This is a genomic window from Micromonospora sp. SL4-19, assembly GCF_047921475.1.
GTDB lineage: Bacteria > Actinomycetota > Actinomycetes > Mycobacteriales > Micromonosporaceae > Micromonospora.
In genome coordinates, this window is the sequence record NZ_JBLROB010000007.1 from 183615 (window position 1) to 199967 (window position 16353).

General features: G+C 69.5%; 16 protein-coding genes. 8 read left to right on the top strand and 8 right to left on the bottom strand.

What is annotated here, in order from left to right:
• Nucleotides 1-331: 331 nt before the first annotated feature.
• Nucleotides 332-913, top strand: a complete 582-nt coding sequence (locus ACNAVT_RS12905) for a TetR family transcriptional regulator (RefSeq protein WP_416295909.1) — start codon at nt 332-334, stop codon at nt 911-913.
• A gap of 302 nt (nt 914-1215) precedes the next feature.
• On the opposite strand, the gene ACNAVT_RS12910 is transcribed toward ACNAVT_RS12905, so the two are convergent.
• Complete coding sequence (locus tag ACNAVT_RS12910) at nt 1216-1884, bottom strand: phosphatase PAP2 family protein (RefSeq protein ID WP_416295911.1); 669 nt, start codon at nt 1882-1884, stop codon at nt 1216-1218.
• A gap of 338 nt (nt 1885-2222) precedes the next feature.
• Between ACNAVT_RS12910 and ACNAVT_RS12915 the strand changes: the two genes are divergently transcribed.
• Complete coding sequence (locus ACNAVT_RS12915; RefSeq protein WP_416295913.1) at nt 2223-3863, top strand: RecQ family ATP-dependent DNA helicase; 1641 nt, start codon at nt 2223-2225, stop codon at nt 3861-3863.
• 253 nt (nt 3864-4116) lie between these two features.
• On the opposite strand, the gene ACNAVT_RS12920 is transcribed toward ACNAVT_RS12915, so the two are convergent.
• Together ACNAVT_RS12920 and ACNAVT_RS12925 are read right to left on the bottom strand one after the other, a co-directional pair.
• Complete coding sequence (locus tag ACNAVT_RS12920; protein ID WP_416295915.1) at nt 4117-4698, bottom strand: dihydrofolate reductase family protein; 582 nt, start codon at nt 4696-4698, stop codon at nt 4117-4119.
• 66 nt (nt 4699-4764) lie between these two features.
• Nucleotides 4765-5604, bottom strand: a complete 840-nt coding sequence (locus ACNAVT_RS12925; RefSeq protein WP_416295917.1) for a helix-turn-helix domain-containing protein — start codon at nt 5602-5604, stop codon at nt 4765-4767.
• 328 nt (nt 5605-5932) lie between these two features.
• Here ACNAVT_RS12925 and ACNAVT_RS12930 point away from each other — a divergent pair, with 328 nt between their 5' ends.
• Entirely contained in the window at nt 5933-7195 is a 1263-nt protein-coding gene (locus ACNAVT_RS12930; protein WP_416295919.1) for an MFS transporter, read from the top strand.
• Between the two features lie 45 nt (nt 7196-7240).
• On the opposite strand, the gene ACNAVT_RS12935 is transcribed toward ACNAVT_RS12930, so the two are convergent.
• Together ACNAVT_RS12935 and ACNAVT_RS12940 are read right to left on the bottom strand one after the other, a co-directional pair.
• Nucleotides 7241-9115 (bottom strand): beta-propeller domain-containing protein, encoded by a 1875-nt coding sequence (locus ACNAVT_RS12935; RefSeq protein ID WP_416295921.1) that lies wholly within the window; start codon nt 9113-9115, stop codon nt 7241-7243.
• A 262-nt stretch (nt 9116-9377) separates the two neighbouring features.
• The gene (locus ACNAVT_RS12940; protein ID WP_416295923.1) at nt 9378-9737 is read right to left on the bottom strand and encodes a hypothetical protein; all 360 of its coding nucleotides are present in this window, start codon (nt 9735-9737) and stop codon (nt 9378-9380) included.
• A 347-nt stretch (nt 9738-10084) separates the two neighbouring features.
• Here ACNAVT_RS12940 and ACNAVT_RS12945 point away from each other — a divergent pair, with 347 nt between their 5' ends.
• From ACNAVT_RS12945 to ACNAVT_RS12960, 4 genes are all read left to right on the top strand, one after another.
• Nucleotides 10085-10885 carry a polysaccharide deacetylase family protein gene (locus ACNAVT_RS12945; RefSeq protein WP_416295925.1) on the top strand — a complete coding sequence of 267 codons (801 nt, stop codon included), beginning with the start codon at nt 10085-10087 and terminating at the stop codon, nt 10883-10885.
• 70 nt (nt 10886-10955) lie between these two features.
• Nucleotides 10956-11369, top strand: coding sequence for a PadR family transcriptional regulator (locus ACNAVT_RS12950; protein WP_416295927.1), 414 nt, complete (start codon nt 10956-10958; stop codon nt 11367-11369).
• Nucleotides 11366-12265 carry a permease prefix domain 1-containing protein gene (locus ACNAVT_RS12955; RefSeq protein ID WP_416295929.1) on the top strand — a complete coding sequence of 300 codons (900 nt, stop codon included), beginning with the start codon at nt 11366-11368 and terminating at the stop codon, nt 12263-12265. The genes ACNAVT_RS12950 and ACNAVT_RS12955 overlap by 4 nt, the downstream gene beginning before the upstream one ends.
• Before the next feature lie 155 nt (nt 12266-12420).
• A complete protein-coding gene (locus tag ACNAVT_RS12960) occupies nt 12421-13164 on the top strand; it encodes a hypothetical protein (RefSeq protein ID WP_416295931.1) in 744 nt (247 codons plus the stop codon).
• Nucleotides 13165-13280: 116 nt separating this feature from the next.
• On the opposite strand, the gene ACNAVT_RS12965 is transcribed toward ACNAVT_RS12960, so the two are convergent.
• A complete protein-coding gene (locus ACNAVT_RS12965) occupies nt 13281-14165 on the bottom strand; it encodes a PhzF family phenazine biosynthesis isomerase (RefSeq protein WP_416295933.1) in 885 nt (294 codons plus the stop codon).
• Nucleotides 14166-14247: 82 nt separating this feature from the next.
• Between ACNAVT_RS12965 and ACNAVT_RS12970 the strand changes: the two genes are divergently transcribed.
• Nucleotides 14248-14439 carry a helix-turn-helix domain-containing protein gene (locus ACNAVT_RS12970; RefSeq protein ID WP_416295935.1) on the top strand — a complete coding sequence of 64 codons (192 nt, stop codon included), beginning with the start codon at nt 14248-14250 and terminating at the stop codon, nt 14437-14439.
• On the opposite strand, the gene tnpB is transcribed toward ACNAVT_RS12970, so the two are convergent.
• Nucleotides 14386-15756, bottom strand: coding sequence for an IS607 family element RNA-guided endonuclease TnpB (gene tnpB, locus ACNAVT_RS12975; RefSeq protein ID WP_416295937.1), 1371 nt, complete (start codon nt 15754-15756; stop codon nt 14386-14388). The two genes, ACNAVT_RS12970 and tnpB, sit on opposite strands and share 54 nt — an antisense overlap.
• Nucleotides 15753-16334, bottom strand: coding sequence for an IS607 family transposase (locus tag ACNAVT_RS12980; protein ID WP_416295939.1), 582 nt, complete (start codon nt 16332-16334; stop codon nt 15753-15755). The genes tnpB and ACNAVT_RS12980 overlap by 4 nt, the downstream gene beginning before the upstream one ends.
• Nucleotides 16335-16353 lie beyond the last annotated feature (19 nt).

Consider the following 16353-nt stretch of genomic DNA (forward strand, 5'->3'; position numbering starts at 1 on the left):
CAGCGGTACCAACGGCACCTGGACGCGGGCCGCCGCGCGATGGAGGCCTGCTTCCCGGGTGATGGCCGGCGGTGCCCGGATCTCCTCGGCGGGGACCCGTGGCGCGGCTGTGGTTCATGGCGTCGAGGTGCCGCTGCGGAGGATTCCCAGCGTTGTTGTCACACGACAAATCCGTTCAAGAGGGGTGATACAGGTGATGTAACGCTCACTCATAAGTGAGACTCGGTTTCACCAGAGCTACTATAGCTCGCAGGCGCGAGCTGGTATCGATCACGAGGCCCGAGACCGGTTCGAGGACACGTACCATGACGACATGAAGGGAGCAGGGCCGATGAGTACGAGAGACATCGCCCGCGCGGCCGTACGGGCCGAACTGGCCCATGTCGCCTTCGACCTGTTCCGCCAGGAGGGCTTCGACCAGGTCACCGTCAACGACATCGCCGCCGCTGCCGGGGTCTCGCGCAGCACGTTCCTGCGCTACTTCAGCAGCAAGGAAGAGGCGGTCCTCGGCGCCTTCGACGCACAGGGTGAACAGGTCGCGGACGCCCTGCGGGCCCGGCCCGCCGACGAGGACGACTGGACGGCCCTACGCCGAGCGCTGGACCTGCTCACCCAGCACTATCACCAGGACCCGCACGGCACCCTCGCGATGGCTCGCCTGGTACACGGCACCCCCGCACTGTGCGCCCGCCAGCTCAGGAAGCAGAGCGTGTGGCGGCCCCTGCTCGCCGCCGCGCTCGCGGCACGGCACGGCGGCCGATCGAGTCGCTCCGAAGGCCTGCGCCATGCCGTCCTGGCGGCCGCCGCCATCGACTGCCTCAACGTCGCGGTCGACACGTGGACGTCCAGCGACGGGAAACTCGACCTCAAAACCCTGGTCGACGACGCGTTCAACGTCCTTCAACCACGGTGAGGCCCGGCAGTACCGGGAACTCCAGCGCACCACACCTGCACATACGAGCAACAACTGCGTCCCCGCGCAGCCGTAGCCACTGACACTCCCCGGCGGCCGGTGGCGTCGCCGCCGTGCTTCTGATTCAGCCCACCCGCTTGAGGAAGTCCCGCGCACCGGGCAGGGCCATGGTCAGTACGGCCATCGCCAACCCCAGGCCGACCTGCTTGGTTCCTCTCATCGATCCTCATTTCTCGCCGTGGTTGCCAGGGGAAAGTAGGTGCCCCGGTGAATCGACGGGAGGCCGGGACGGGTCGATGGCATCACTGCTCAAGCCCTCCGCGAACTCGCCCACGCCCAACGCGACGGTGCCGTTGTGCGGTGGCGAAGCGGACGACCGCCCAGACTGTGGTCGTCCATGCCGCTGCCAGCAGGTACCCGCCCAGGACATCGGTGAGCCAGTGCACTCCCAGATACAGCCGGGAGAAGCCGACCAGCAGGACCACCAGGCCAGCACCCAGCCAGGCCGAGACCCGCACCGCCGGCACCGGCCAGCGCCGGCAGGCCAGGTACGCCAGCGACGCGTACGCCGCGACCGCCTGGGCGCTGTGCCCGGACGGGAAGGAGAAGCCACTCGCTGCGGCGATCATGTCCGGCAGCGTCGGGCGGGGCCGGGCGATCAACAGCTTCACGGCGTTGACCAGCGCACTGGTTCCACCGGTGACCAGCACCATCAGACCCGCCGTGCGCCAGCGAGGGCCGGGCAACGGCATGCAGAATGCCGCGACGGCGACCAACAGCAACGCCATCCAGATCCCGCCCAGGTCGGTGACCAACCGCAGAGCGGCGGTGAGCCACCCGGTCCGGTGAGCGACCACCCAGGCGGTTGCCGCAGCATCGCCTGCAGCCAGATCGTCGTTCTCCCGTACACCCTCGGCGACCTCGCCCAGTCCCCACCCGGCGGCGGCGATCATCAGGAAACTGACGGTCATCGGCAGGCCGAATGCGCCACCGGGTGTGAGGCGCGCAGCCAGCCAGGACCGCGCGGTCACGCCATGGTCAGCCCGCTGTCGCCCGGTTCCAGCATCCATTAGTCGATCACCACCCGCGCCACGGTAGCGCGCGGGCCTCACCGCGCTCGGCCACGGGCGGATCGGAGTGATCCTCGGCCACCTCGACCACGGCCCCGCCCGCGTCTTCGCCAGCGCGCCGATCCATCCAATCTGACCGTCGGGTGCCGGTACGGCGCCCAGGACCCGGACCGGTCACAGTGACGACGCCTCCGAACGCGAACCGGCGTCTGAATGCGTCGTTCGCTAGCATCCCCGCGATGATGTTCATGTTTCGCTCCCTCCGGCTGCGCCGCGCCGCCCGCAGACACTTCGGCTGGCAGAAGCTGCGGCCGGCCCAGGTACGCGCGATGCGGGCGCTTCTGGCGGGCCGGGACGCGCTCGTGGTGCTGCCGACCGGGGGCGGGAAGTCCGCTGTCTACCAGGTTCCGGCCACGCTGCTGCGCGGTCCCACGGTGGTGATCTCACCGTTGCTGGCGTTACAGCAGGACCAGATCGGCAACCTCAACGAGCGGGGCGATCCGACCCTCCACGCGGTTCGGATCAGCTCTGCGGAGAGCCCGAGCAAGCAGGCCGCCGCCCTGGCCGAGCTGCGCTCGGGTGCCGCGACGTTCCTGTTCATCACGCCGGAGCAGCTCAGTTCGCCGGAACGGCTGGCCGAGGTCCGCGCGCTACGTCCGGCGCTGGTGGCGGTTGACGAGGCGCACTGCATCTCGTCGTGGGGGCACGACTTCCGCCCTGATTACCTCACCATCGGGCACCTCATCCGTGACCTGGGACGACCGCCGGTGGTGGCGTTGACGGCCACTGCGTCGCCCCCGGTGCGCGACGACATCACCACGCGGCTCGGCATGCGCAAGCCCCGTCTGATTCTGGGCGGGTTGGATCGGCCGAACCTCTTCGTGGCCGCCACACACTGTCCCAGCGAGGAATACCGTTGGCGGAAGCTTCTCATCCTGCTCAAGGAGGCCGACCAACCCGGCATCGTGTACGCGCCGACCCGGCGCGCCGCCGAGGAGCTTGCCGAACGGCTGTCCGATGCGGGTTTCCCCGCGCAGGCCTACCACGGCGGCATGGCGGCGGGGATGCGGCACCGCCGCCACGAAGACTTCCTCGCCGACCGGATTCCGATCATGGTCGCGACGTCGGCGTTCGGCATGGGCATCGACAAGCAGAACATTCGCTGGGTGGCACATGTGGCGCTGCCCGACTCACCCGACAGCTACCTGCAAGAGATCGGCCGGGCCGGGCGCGACGGACAACCAGCCCGGGCGTTGCTGCTCTGGCGGCCCGAGGACATTGCCCTGCAACGCTTCTTCACCGGCGGCGCTCCTGAGCTGGCAGAGCTGCAAGCGGTCGCCGCCGCCCTGCACGGTGGCCCGATGACGCGTACCGCGCTGGCGAAGGCCACCAGCCTGGGTCCGCGTAAGGTCGCCAGCCACATCAGCCTGCTCGAGCAGGTCGGTGCGGTGGTGACCGGGACAAGAGGCGAGCTCAGCGTCGCGCGGTATGCGCCCCTACCGGCCCAGGCGGCCAGGGAGGCGTTAGCTGAGTACGCCCGCTATCAGGCCGGGCAGCGTTCCCGCACAGACATGATGCGCCGCTTCGCGGAGAGCCCGGGCTGCCGGATGCAGTCGCTGCTGGGCTATTTCGGCGAGCAGTTGAGCCTGCCCTGCGGGCACTGCGACAACTGCGACGGCGGCACGTCAGAGGTGATCCCAGACGAGGGCCCGTACCCGCTGCACAGCACCGTGCGGCACGCCAAATGGGGATCAGGCATGGTTCTCGGGTACGAGAAAGACCGGATGACCGTGCTCTTCGACGACGTCGGCTACAAGACCCTGTCGGTCTCCGTCGTACAGGCTCAAGGCCTGCTGGAGCTCGAGGCGAGTCGCCACTGAGGGACTGCCGCAACGCGCTCCAGCACCTCACGGAACTCCTGGCGTTCGTCGGGTTCATCTGACCGAGCAGATGGCTGTTGCTGCGACGAGGGCTCTGGGCTCTTCACAGTTGAGGGTGTAGTCGCTGGTTGGATGGTGGCTGGCGCGTCGGTACCGGGGTAGGTGTCGAGGTCTTCCGAGGATGGAGGTTCCGACGCCGCCCATCTGGAAGACCTCGCCGGTACCGGTGCACTCGCGTACCCGCTCAGATCGGTCAACGGCGCACCCGATAGCGCAGGTGAAGCACCCGGTTGCCCTGAATCACCACGTCAGGATCCTCCAACAGGTGCTGCGCGTCGACCGGCCCGAAGTAGCGCTTGCCGGACCCGAACACGACGGGTACGACGTCCATGCGCACCTCGTCGAGCAGGCCCGCGGCAAGCACCTGGCCACCGACCTCGCCAGCGGCGACCTCGACCATGCGGTCACCCGCAAGCTCCTGCGCCTTGGCCACGGCTGCCTCGACGCCGTCGACGAAGTGAAACGGCGCCTCGGGGTCCCAGCCCTCGGGCTCCGGCCGGTGCGTCACGACGACCACGTGGTCGATCCCGCTCGGAGGCTTTCCGTCCCAGCCGTCCGTCAGGTCGAAGACGTGGCGGCCGACGATTGTCACCCCGATCTGGTCCCAGTACGGCCGGGTGTAGTCGTAGGACGTCTGCGACACCTTCACCTCGCCGCTCTCGTCCAACGGGACGTCACCGCTGGACAACCAGTCGAACAGCGGTCCGGGCTGGTCATTCTCGTCCGCGACGAAGCCGTCCACCGACACCGAGCTGTACATGACCACCTTGCCCACGGGGCTCTCCTCTGCTTTGGGGTGCCCCCAAATTAGCGTGTCGTGAGCTGTCGCTCTTGTAAGAAATCAATCGGCCGGCAGCGGCCAGCCGTCCAGCACGTGGCCGGGATGTTCGCGCAGGAACCGCCGCCGGACCTCGACGTACCGGGTCGGCGTGAGCCCGGTGAACGCCTGGAACTCGTGGCCGAAGTGGGCCTGGTCGAAGTAGCCTGCACCACCGGCGAGGTCGCCCCAGTCGATCGGTCCGGCGGGGTTGATCGCGAACACGGTGGCGGCGAAGCGGTAGGTGCGGGCCAGCCGCTTCGGCGTGACGCCGATGAGCTCCTTGAACCGCTGTGCCAGATGAGTGCTGCTGACACCGGCTGCCACCCTCAGGTCGCCGATCGCCACCGCCCCGCTGGTAGCCGCGATGACACTGCTCGTATGGCGGACCAGTCCCAGGCCGGCGGTCTCGCACAGCCGTCGCATTAGCTCCTCCTCGAGCAGCGTCAGCATCTCGTGCGGTCCGTCCGCCGTGGCCAGCCGGTCTCGCAGCTCAGCAACGGCGGGCCGGCCCCAAACCTGCTCTACCGTCACCGGCCGGTCACACAGCTCGGCCGCGGGCATCGGCAGGAACGGCGCCAGCCCCCACGGCTTGAAGTGCACGCCGACGGACCGGGTCTCCGGCGGATAGCCGAACTCGAAGGCGCGGGTGGGCATGGTGACCACGCAGCCGTCGGCGTACTCGGCCGTCTCGATGTCGGTGCGGGCGCGGATGCGGAACGGCGCCCCGAGGTTGACGATGAGCAGCGCCGACGGCATCGGCGGCAGCGTCAGCCGGGCGTACGGCGACGCACCCTCCAGGCAGTAAAGGTCGTCGATCAACCCGTCCAGCGGCGGTCGCGGCACTCTGGACACGTACTCCACGCCCACAGCATCGCCGCCACCGTGTTCGCGATCAACCCCGCTGGCATCGCGCGCCCGGGATGGTCCAGCCGCGCTGCCGCCAGCATCGAGCCGGCGCCGATCCCGGACGAGCGCCCGGCCGCGGACATTTGCCTGGGTTACGCGTGCTGCGTGAGCGATGGAGGATTCTCGGCCCTCCAGGGTCGCCCTGCACGGGGGAGGCGCTAAACCAACCTCTGCTGCGTTACCGTGCCCTGCTACGCGGCGGCGGGCTGTTCGCCGCCAAGTCGACCCTTACCGTACGGCCGGGTGCGATGTGCGAGCTGCGTGCTGGGGAAGGGAAGGCCGGGTGATCGTTCTCAAGAATCGGCGGTTCGGCCTGCTGTGGGGCAGCCAACTGCTGTCCAACCTGGGCAACTGGCTGATGATCGTCGCAGTGCCGGTCCATGTCTACGCGATGACCGGCTCGACGATGAGCAGCGGCTTCGCCTTCGTCGCCCAGACTCTTCCGGCGATTGCCTTCGCTCCGCTGGCAGGGGTGCTGGCCGACCGGTGGGACCGTCGCCTCATCATGATCAGCGCTGATGCGCTGCGGATGGTCATCGTTCTGGCGCTGATTCTCGTCAACGACCCGAGCATGCTCTGGCTGCTGTACGCGGCGATGTTCGGCGAAAGCGCCATCGGGCACTTCTTCCAGCCCGCTGCCCGGGCGGTCGTCCCGGCCATTGTCGGCAGGGGAGCCGATCTGGAGGCGGCGAACTCCTGGAACACCATCGCGAGCGGAGTTGTCCGCCTGGTTGGCGCGCCCGTCGGCGGCGCACTGTATGCGCTGGTCGGCTTCGACGGGCTGGTGGTGATGGACTCCGTGACCTATCTGGTCTCGGCGGTGCTGATCTTCGGGATGGGCCGCGTGTCGGTCGAAGCGCCTCCCGAACACATGTCGTCATCCTGGCTCGCCGGATTCTGGCCACAGGTCCGGGAGGGCCTGGCCTTCCTCATCGGCCATCCGGTGCTACGCGCCACGCTCGTCGTTTCCGGCCTCTTCCTTCTGGCCAACGCTGCCCTGAACGTCCTACTCGTACCCTATGTGATCGGCGTGCTCGGCGGCGACGCCAGCGACGTAGGCGTGCTGATGGCGGCGCTTGGCGGCGGGTTCCTGGCCAGTGCGTACGTCGGGAACGTGCTCTCCCGCAGTGGACGGCTACGGCTGCCCTTCACGGGTTGCCTACTGGCGATCGCTGTGTGCTTTGCCGGGCTGTTCCTCATCCATCACTTCACCGCCGCGTTGGTCTTCATCGGGCTGGCCGGTTTGCCCGGTGGTTCTCTGCTGATGCTGGTCCAGGTCCAAGTCCAGCGGCAGACGCCCGACCAGCAGCTCGGCCGGGCGAGTTCGGCGTTCTCGGCGGTGGAGATGGCCGCGACAGTGGCCGGTGGCGCGATCGGCAGCGTGGCCGGACAGCACCTGTCCCTCACGCTGACGGTCTGGCTGGTCATCGTTGTTCTCGCGATCAGCGCAGGGACGGCGGCGTTGCTGTTGCCGCCACGGGTGGTGACCCAGACAGAGGTGCCGACCGCCAGGGCGCCGGCGACGGCGCGAGAAGGTGCCTCCTGACTCGGGGCTGCCGTCCCGACCGCCTCGGCGGCGTCGTCATGCTGGTCACACGGTACGCAGCCAACCGAGGGTCTTCATGGTGGAGACGTCGGTCGCCTTGAGGCCGGCGTCGGAGACGGTCCAGAGCACTCCGTCGACCACCAGTGACCGGCGGATCGGCGCCAGACCCCCGGGGCGCTCCGTGCCCAGCGGCTGGTCGACCATGCCCACCTCGGTGAACGCGCCGTCGTCGACCCGCAGAGCCAGTGCCACGTTGCTCGGCCCACCCGGCTTGCCCGGCACACCAGGTCCGCTCACAGTCTCCGGGGCGTAGACGGTCAGTGGGACCACGACCAGGCGTTCGGCGGGCCAGTAGAGGAACGCGTGCGGGTCGAACTCCGCCTCGGAGTGCCCCTGTTTGACGTGGTACTGAGCAATCCGGGTCGGCTTGGCTGGATCGGATACGTCGAAGAGCGAGAGCTGGGTGCCCTGAACACGGCCCTGGTCCGATGCCTCCTGTCCGACTCCGAGCAGCCGCCCTTCACCGGCCGGGTGCAGGTACGCCGAGTACCCGTTGATCTTCAGTTCGCCGGTGACCTTCGGCGTCGTCGGATCACGCAGGTCGACGGTGTAGAGCGGGTCGGTCTGCCGGAAGGTGACGACGTATCCGGTGCCGCCGACGAATCGTACGGCGTGGATCCGCTCACCTTTGCCCAGCCCGCTGACCTTGCCGACCTGGGTCAGGCTCGTGCCGTCGGCGCGCAGCACGTACACGCTGGAGGTCGAGTCGGGCTTGTTGCCCCAGGTACGTCCGCTGGTGGTGGCCACCCGCAGGTGCTCGTCCCACTCCGACATGGCGTACTGGTTGATGAGCCAGCCAGGCACGGACGCGGCGGCGATGTACCGCGGGGCGCCCGCGCCGGAGGTGTCGAACTGGTAGATCTCGGTGGTTCCGTCTTTGGGATCGGGTGCGGCGTTCCGCCTGGTCAGCGCCGGCAGGACTCGCCAGCGCTGATCATTGGCGACGTACAGCCGGGTTGCGGTGCTGTAGACGGTGTCGCCGTCGGCGATCACGGTGACCGGGTCGCCGTTGCCGAGCGTGGCGCCAACCAGGTCGAAGCTGAGCACGCTCACCAGGGACGTACCGGAGTAGATGGCCGGCCGGCTCACTCGGTCACAGCCGACCCGTCCGGTGCTGGTCCGCCCGCCCGAGGTGGCCTCGTAGCGGGGCAGCCAGTCGTCGACGGTGGCCTTCTCGATGATCTTGCGGTTGGCGGCGGTGCGCTGCTCGTCGGTGGCCTGCTCCCGATGCGGAAAGGTCAGCCGAGGCGCGGAGCGAATCACCACCCGGGCCGTGGTGCCGACCTGGCGGGCGTCCACGAGATCGCCGTCGATCCGGTACTCGCCGATGATTTTCGGTGTGCCGGAGAGGTCAACCATGATCAGCCGGGGACCGACGATGTCCTCCGACGTCGGGGCGGGGCGACCGTCTGCCGGCACGGAGTCGCCGCCCGCCGGTTTCGCCGTTCGGGCCCACCCCTGGCGGAGCAGCACCAGCGCCCGGTCGCCCTGAAGCAGCAGGCTGCCCTCGGCCCCGCCGAACCCGTCGGCGCCGGGCTCCAGTTCCAGTTCCCCGGTCAGCCGGCGGGTAGCCGGATCGATCACGTACAGGTTGCCCTGGTTGACGGTGACGATCCGCTTGCCGTCGGTCTTGACCAGGTCCGGTTCGTCGACCCCGGCCTCGTGGGTGTTGGTGCCCGAGTAGCCAGGAGCGGCTGCCCCGTCGGCCGCGTTTGCCCGCGCCGCTACCGCGGACCCCCCGGCCTGTTCCGCACCGAACCAGCGGAAGTCCCCGTTCGGCCCGAAACCCCAGGGCCCGACGTACGCCTTGGCAGCCGCCTTGAGTTGCTGCAGCGCGGCCGCGCAGGAGTCGAACGCCACGAGCCGGAACCCTCCGGCTGGCACTGACCGGTCACGTGGTGGCGCGACGGCCGGTTCCGCCGTGCAGCCGGCGACCAGGGAGACGCTGACGACCATGATCAGTCGCAGGACTCGGGCCCCAGTCGTGCTTCGAAGGACGCCGGTGCCGGCCGCCCGATGGGCTACGTGGACGCTGCCATCCGTCATAGGTCCTATGACGTGTCTGCCTCGCGCTGGGTTCCTGCCTGGACACGACCGGCCGCAACCCCCCACCTTGGTCTGTTCACTGGCCGAAGGTGTAGCGCAGGTTCGCGTTGATCAGTTCATTGAGCCGCTTACGCAGGTGTCCCAGCAGCGACGGGTCCGGCAAGGGCTCGGCGACCAGCAGCGTCCAACGCAGCTGCGTGCCTTCTCCGCCGTCGGACACCAGATCGAAACGCACCTGAGCATCCGGTCGCCTGGGCCACAGCGACGACCAGACAACCAGGCGCGGATGCTCGGCCCGCAGGATCTGCGGCGATTGTTCGTCGTCGAGCAGCCGTAGCCAGGGACGCGCCGGATCGCGGTCGGGCTCGGTGAGTGCCTCGAAGACGATGCCCGGTGGGGGTGGTTGGCCGCGCGTGCGGCTGCCGGCTTCGAGCATGCCCCAGGTTAAAGGAGAAGGAATCGTTGAGCCTCTCCATCGTGATGAAGGGTGCCTTCGGCGGATCAACTGGAGCGCCGGCCCCAGCTGCTGGTGGGCGCGACGACTTGTCGGAGGATCACGAGCAGCCAGGTGCGGGCGGAGGAAGTTTGCGGGATCAAGGGCAATGTGCCCTATCTCTCGCCGTAGGCTGCGGGTCTGGGCTGTGGGAGGGAGAACGAGTGCGGCCTGGATACAAGCCGGGCCGCGGACTCGTTCGGGGGATGTGGCGGGCGATCCCCAAGACGTGGACACGTTCGTCCAGACGGGCCGCGGCGGTCGTGGCCCTGGTAGTGGCTGCCCTGCTCATGTCGACGAACGCGATGGGGTGGACCTGGGCCCGGGACCAGCCGCGGCACGACACCACTGGGGCCGCCGGCGACGTGAACGGCGGGCAGCATGCCGACCAGCCGCGACCTGGATCGGCTGCTACGGCGACGGGCGAGCACAGCGCGCGACCACTCGAGGCCGGGCAGGACGGCTCGGGGCGGAACACCGGCGGGGATGGGCTCTTCGGCGCCCACGCCACCACCGGCACCCGCCAGGTCGCGCTCACCTTCGACGACGGGCCTGACCCCCGGTACACCCCGCAGGTCCTCAGCCTGTTGCGGCAATTCAGGGTCCGAGCGAGCTTCTGCCTGATCGGGGAGAACGCGCAGAAGAACCCCGACCTGGTCCGGGCGATCGTGGCCGACGGGCACACCCTCTGCAACCACTCCTGGAATCACAACCTCTCCCTCGGCAAACGGTCGCCCGCCGACATACGGGCCGACCTGCTGCGGACCAACGCGGCGATCCGAGCCGCGGTCCCCGACGCGCCGATCGTCTGGTACCGCCAGCCCGGGGGCATGTGGACCTACTCAGTGGTGTCGGTGGCGCGCGAGTTGGGCATGACGTCGCTGCACTGGAGCGTGGACCCGTCGGACTGGCAGGCGCCGGGTGCCCCACGGATCGCCGCGGCGGTGACCAGCCGGGCCGCAGCGGGCTCGGTGGTGTTGCTGCACGACGGAGGGGGGAACAGGCAGGGCACGGTGGAGGCCTTGCGCCGCATCCTGCCGGACCTGACCTCCCGGTTCGAGCTGGAGGCGCTGCCCGTCCAGGCCAGATGACCCGGCGCTCCGAGAAGTACATGCCTTCTGCCCAATGACGCCAACTACTGTATCTGTTACAGTACTAGCCATGGTTGACAACGGGCGGGGCGTCGCCTCGTCGAGCGCCGACGTACTCGCCGCCGATCTGCTGCGCGGAAACACGGACACGATCGTGCTCGCGGTGCTGCGCCTCGACGACAGCTACGGCTTCGAGATCTTCAAGCGGATCCGGGACGCCACCGGCGGCCGGCACGAGATCAAGGAAGCGACCCTCTACGCGACGTACCGGCGGCTGATGAAGGACGGCCTCATCGAGGCGTACTGGGGCGACGAGAGTCAGGGCGGGCGGCGCAAGTACTACCGCATCACCGATGCCGGCCGCGCCGTCTACCGCCGCAACGTCGCGGCGTGGATCGCCACCCGCGACATCATCGACTCGCTGCTCGACTTGGACGAACGTCACGGCTCCCACGAGCCGGCATCCGGAAGGCGGTCATCGTGACAATCCAAAACGACACCGTGGGCGGCTACGGCACCCACGTGCACCGCCTGCTCGACGAGGCGTTCGCCGGCATCGAGATGACCCAGGACCGGCAGGACCTCAAGGAGGAGATGCGGGCCAACCTGGTCGCCCGCGTCGCCGAGCTGGAGGCCACCGGGGTCGGCCCGCAGGCGGCCGCCCGGCAGGCGATCGAGGAACTGGGGGACGTACGCGACATCCTCGACGGCACCGGGCGGGAGCCCGACGGGGCCGCCCCCGACTGGACGGCCCGCCGGGTACGACCGGATCCGGTGTTCCTCGTCCGCGCGGTCCTGCTGTCGGCGCTGGCCGCGGCCGGACTGGTCGTGCTCGTCCTGGCCGCCACGCTGCTGGATGTCCCGCTCGGCGGCCAGGTCGCCGCCGTCGTCGCCGTCACGCTGGCGGCCGGTGCGGTCACCGCCGACGCGCTGCGCCAGGAGACGACCGGCAACCATCCGATGCCGACCGGCCGGGCCCTCGGGTACGGCCTCGGCACGGTTCTGGCCTTGGCTGGCCTCGGCGCCGGCTGGCTCTACCTGAGCCAGCGTGACCTGCCGTGGCTCGTCGGTGGCGCGCTCACGGTCGTCGCGTCGGTCGCGCTGTTCACCTATCTCGGCGCCACTCAGACCAACCGACACAAGGAGTGGGTGGTGCGGATGCAGGCGTCCCACGCCCAAGCGGGGGACCGGTTCACCAAGGACCCGGCCGCCGCGGCGCGCTTCGGCCTGTATGTCGTGACGACCTGGCTGCTGGTCCTCGCCGCGTTCGTGTTGCTGACGCTGACGGTCGGCTGGGCCTGGTCCTGGCTCGCAGTGGTCGCCGGGTTCGTGGCCATGGCGCTCATGATCGCCCGGATGTTGTTCTCCCCGCGTCCCTGACCCGAACGAAGTGGCCGCGGTGCGCCGACACCGCGGCCACAGCCGTGACGCCTCGCAGTCGCGGGCCCCACCTGTCGGCCTTCTGCCAGTACCTCGAGCCGCGTTCTGTCCAAAGCTATGGTCAGCTGCCCGACCCCGACCAGGTGAGGATTGCCGTGGCGACAGCTCTCGCAGAGACGACCCGAGGCGGCTGGCAAGCGTCGGCCGAGGAGGCCGCGCGCCGGCTGGCCGGCATCACGGCCGCCGGCGCGCTGCTCGGCGTGCTTGTCGGCGGGGTGGGTGGCCGACTCGCGATGATGCTGCTGGCGAGACTCAACCCGCACCTGACCGGCCTGACCAGCGACGACGGCTTCACCATGGGGCAGTTCACCGTGGTCAACACACTGCAACTGCTCCTCACCGGGCTGCAGTTCGGCCTGCTTGGCGTCGCCTTCTACGCCCTCCTGCGGGCGCTGATGATCGGCCCGCGTTGGTTCCAGGTCCTCACCATCGGCGGCGGACCGGCCATCGTGGTCGGAGCGGGGATCGTCCACCCCGATGGTCTCGACTTCACCCTGCTCGGCTCGCCGTGGCTCGGCATCGCGCTGTTCATGGCGATACCTGGGCTGTATGCCGCGCTGCTCACCGTCCTCGCCGAGCGGTGGATCGGCCCCGACGGATGGTTTGCGCGGGCCCCGTTGGCACACGCCCTGCTGCCGCTGGCGCTCTGGCTTCCCCTGGCTCCGGTCCTCCCTGCGCTGGGGCTGCTCTGGCTGGCGCGTCAGGCGGTCCGGCGGTTGCCAGCCGGCGCTGCCGTGCTGGCTCACCCGTCCCTGCCGTGGGTCGCGAGGCTTGGCTTGATCGCGATCTTCGTCGTGGCTCTGGTCAACCTCGTCCAGGACGCGAGCGCATTGACGTAGTCCGCGCGGCGGCCGGCGGATGAACCGGAGCCCCCGGGACGGGTCGCTGTCAGGCCCCGTCTCGCACGGGCATCAGGCAGGTCGATCCTGTGGTTGGCCGTCGTCCCAGGAGCTGCTCAGCGGATGGATCTCGCGCTGCCCGTCACCTGAACGCGATCGTCGTCGCCGGTCACGTCGACGAGCAGGCGGCTGGGGCTGCCCATGTCCGCGCCCTGCAGGAGCGTGATCCGCGCCGGAAGGTCCACGAGGTGGAGTGCCCGGAGGTAGCCGCCGAGGGCGGCCGCGGCGGCGCCGGTGGCCGGGTCCTCCACGACACCGCCGGGCGGGAAGGGGTTACGGGCGGAGAACAGCAGCGGCGTGTGGGCGTGCACGAGTTGGAGCGTGGTCCAGCCGCGCTCGGCCATCACGGCCGCCAGCGCGTCGTAGTCGTAGTGCAGGTCCGCCAGCCGGGTGCGGTCCGACACGGCGACGACGAGGTGATCGTTGCCAGCGTAGGCGACGTGCACGGGGTACCGGGGGTCCAGGTCGGTGGAGCGCCAGCGCAGGGCTGCGAGAGCGGCGGCGAGTTCCTCGTCGGAGGCGGGCCGGGTACGGGTGGGGACGCTGGTGAGCGTGGCGGTCCGGCCGGCATCGCTGTCATCGGTGTTCACCTCGACCGCGCCGGCGAGAGTCTGGAACAACAGCGGCCCGCTGCCGCGGCGCTCGGCCAGGGCGACGGCGGCGGCGATCGTCGCGTGTCCGCAGAACGCCACCTCGGCCAGTGGGCTGAAGTATCGGACCAGGAACTCCCCGGTCCGCCCGCCGGGCTCGAGGAACGCCGTTTCGGAATAGCCGACGGAGGCTGCGACGGCCAGGCGGGTGGCGTCGTCGAGGCCGGTCGCATCCAGTACGACACCCGCGGCGTTTCCGCCGACGGCCCCGTCCGGGAATGCGGCGTAGCGCAGCACCTCGACGTGAGCGGCCTCGGGTCGCGCGATTGTCGTGTCACCGATGTCAGTCATCGAGCACCTCCGAGGAACAGTCTCGACGCGCAACCTCATCGAGTCCAACGATGAGTCATGATGAAGCCAATCGAGGAGGGGAATGCCAGTGGAGACGGCGTTGCTGCGGACCTTCACCGCCGTGGCCCGCACCGGCAGTTTCACGGCGACAGCACGGGAGCTCGGTTACGTGCAGTCCACCGTGACCGGGCATGTGCAAACCGTTACCTTCCAGTGTGCTTTAGTGAGCGCACGGCTGGTAGTCCTGCCTTGCGGTGGGACGGTCCCGGTCTGACCGGCCGGGTGCCGTGCCGGGTTGGCGCTTCGCAGCCACCAGCCCCGCGAACGGGGTCTTACGGTCGGCTCCACGCCCTGCCACCGGGCCACTCCCGGCGGGTTCGGTCTCGGTCGCGATGGCGGCCAGGTTCAGCGAGGCGTTGAGGTCTCGGTCGATGGCCAGGCCGCACGCCTCGCAGTGATACTCACGCTCGGACAGGGCCAGCTTGGCTTTCACCGCACCACAACCCGAGCAGCTTTTTGAGGACGGATACCAGCGGTCGGCCACGATTAGCCGGCCACCGTTCCATTCGGTCTTATACGCCAACTGTCGGCGGATCTCGGCGAACCCGGCGTCGGCGATTTGCCGAGCCAGCCGCCGATTGTGGAGCATTCCGGCCACGTTCAGGTCTTCCACCACGATCGCGCCATGCTCACGAGCCAGTCGGGTCGTCAGCTTGTGCAGACCATCGCGGCGCAGGTTCGCCACCCGGGTGTGCGCGCGTGCGAGGCGGGCTTGTGCACGCTGCCACCGGTTCGACGGACGGCGGCCCGTGCGCTGGTCCGGGCCGGTCTTGCGGGCCAGCGCTCGGCCGAGGTGGCGCATCCGTTGCCCGGCGGCGACAAGGTGGCGCGGGTTGTCCACCAACTCGCCGGTGGACAGTACGGCGAGGTGCTTGATGCCGACGTCCACACCGACCACCGAGCCGGGACGGACCGGGTGGCGTTCGGCTCGTTCAACCTCGACCGTGAACGCAACCTGCCACCGTCCGCCGTCACGACGAACGGTGGCGGACATGATCCGCGCGGTGCCGTTGTCGAGACGGCGGGCCAGCTTCCGGGCCGACTCGTGCAGCTTCAGCCGGCCCAGCCGGAGCAGCACCACATGCTGACGGTCGGGCTCGATGCGGATGGTGCCGGTGGTGAACCGCACTGATGGTGTGGTGCGGCGGCGGGACTTGAAGCGGGGGAAACCCACCGGCCGCCCGGCCCGCTTACCCGACCGGGAGTCAGCCCAGTTTTTCAATGCTCGGGCCAGCGCGTCCAGGCCGGTGTTGAACGCCTCCTTCGAGCACTCGGCCCACCAAGGGGCAACCTCCTGCTTGGCGACGTTCCACGCCTTACGCAGCCCGGCGAGCGTCCAGGAAATCGACTCGGTGAGCTGGTTGTCCGGGATGCCGTAGGTGCGTTCGGCGGCGCGCTGGTCCATGACCGCCTTGACCCGCGCCAGCGCCCAGTTGTGCGCCACCCGGGCTGCGCCGGCGTGCGCGAGCACGGCCCGCTCCTGGCCCGGGGTGAGGTCGAGCGCGAACCGGTACGCCTGGATGGTCTTCACGCCGCACCGCCCCCGGTGGCCGCCTCCACCGCGCGTCGGGCCCGGTCTGCCGCCGCGCGGCGGCCGTACAGGCGGGCACACAACGACGTCAGAATCTGCGTGACGTCCCGTACGAGGTCGTCGTCCACCTCGGCCGGGTCGACCACCAGTAGGCGGCGACCCTGCGCGGCCAGCGCCGCCTGCACATACTCGGCGCCGAAGCGGGCGAACCTACCCCGGTGTTCCACCACGATCGTCGTCACGGCCGGATCCCGCAGCAGGGCGAGCAACTCCTTACGATGCCCGTTGACTGCCGACCCGATCTCAGTCACCACCCGATCCACGGCAAGGCGCTGCCCCGTCGCCCACACAGCGACCCGGGCCACCTGCCGGTCCAGGTCCGCCTTCTGATCGGCCGACGAGACGCCGGCATACACCACGACCTGCCCAGCGTCCGGGGCGGCGCCGGTCAGCGGTTCACCCACCATGATGAGCCGGCCGAGCCGGTACGTCGGAACGGGCAGCGTCCCGGACTCGTAGCGCCGCCGGGCGGTCGCGTACGACACGCCGGTTGCCGCCGCCCACTCCTTCAAGTTCATCGCACCACCATAGAGCGAG

Coding starts and splice junctions, on each gene's coding strand:
- ACNAVT_RS12950 (WP_416295927.1), top strand. CDS start 10,956: ATGGTTGACAACGGGCGGGGCGTCGCCTCGTCGAGCGCCGACGTACTC.
- ACNAVT_RS12970 (WP_416295935.1), top strand. CDS start 14,248: ATGCCAGTGGAGACGGCGTTGCTGCGGACCTTCACCGCCGTGGCCCGC.
- ACNAVT_RS12965 (WP_416295933.1), bottom strand. CDS start 14,165: ATGACTGACATCGGTGACACGACAATCGCGCGACCCGAGGCCGCTCAC.
- ACNAVT_RS12980 (WP_416295939.1), bottom strand. CDS start 16,334: ATGAACTTGAAGGAGTGGGCGGCGGCAACCGGCGTGTCGTACGCGACC.
- ACNAVT_RS12905 (WP_416295909.1), top strand. CDS start 332: ATGAGTACGAGAGACATCGCCCGCGCGGCCGTACGGGCCGAACTGGCC.
- ACNAVT_RS12945 (WP_416295925.1), top strand. CDS start 10,085: ATGTCGACGAACGCGATGGGGTGGACCTGGGCCCGGGACCAGCCGCGG.
- ACNAVT_RS12940 (WP_416295923.1), bottom strand. CDS start 9,737: ATGCTCGAAGCCGGCAGCCGCACGCGCGGCCAACCACCCCCACCGGGC.
- ACNAVT_RS12915 (WP_416295913.1), top strand. CDS start 2,223: ATGATGTTCATGTTTCGCTCCCTCCGGCTGCGCCGCGCCGCCCGCAGA.
- ACNAVT_RS12910 (WP_416295911.1), bottom strand. CDS start 1,884: ATGACCGTCAGTTTCCTGATGATCGCCGCCGCCGGGTGGGGACTGGGC.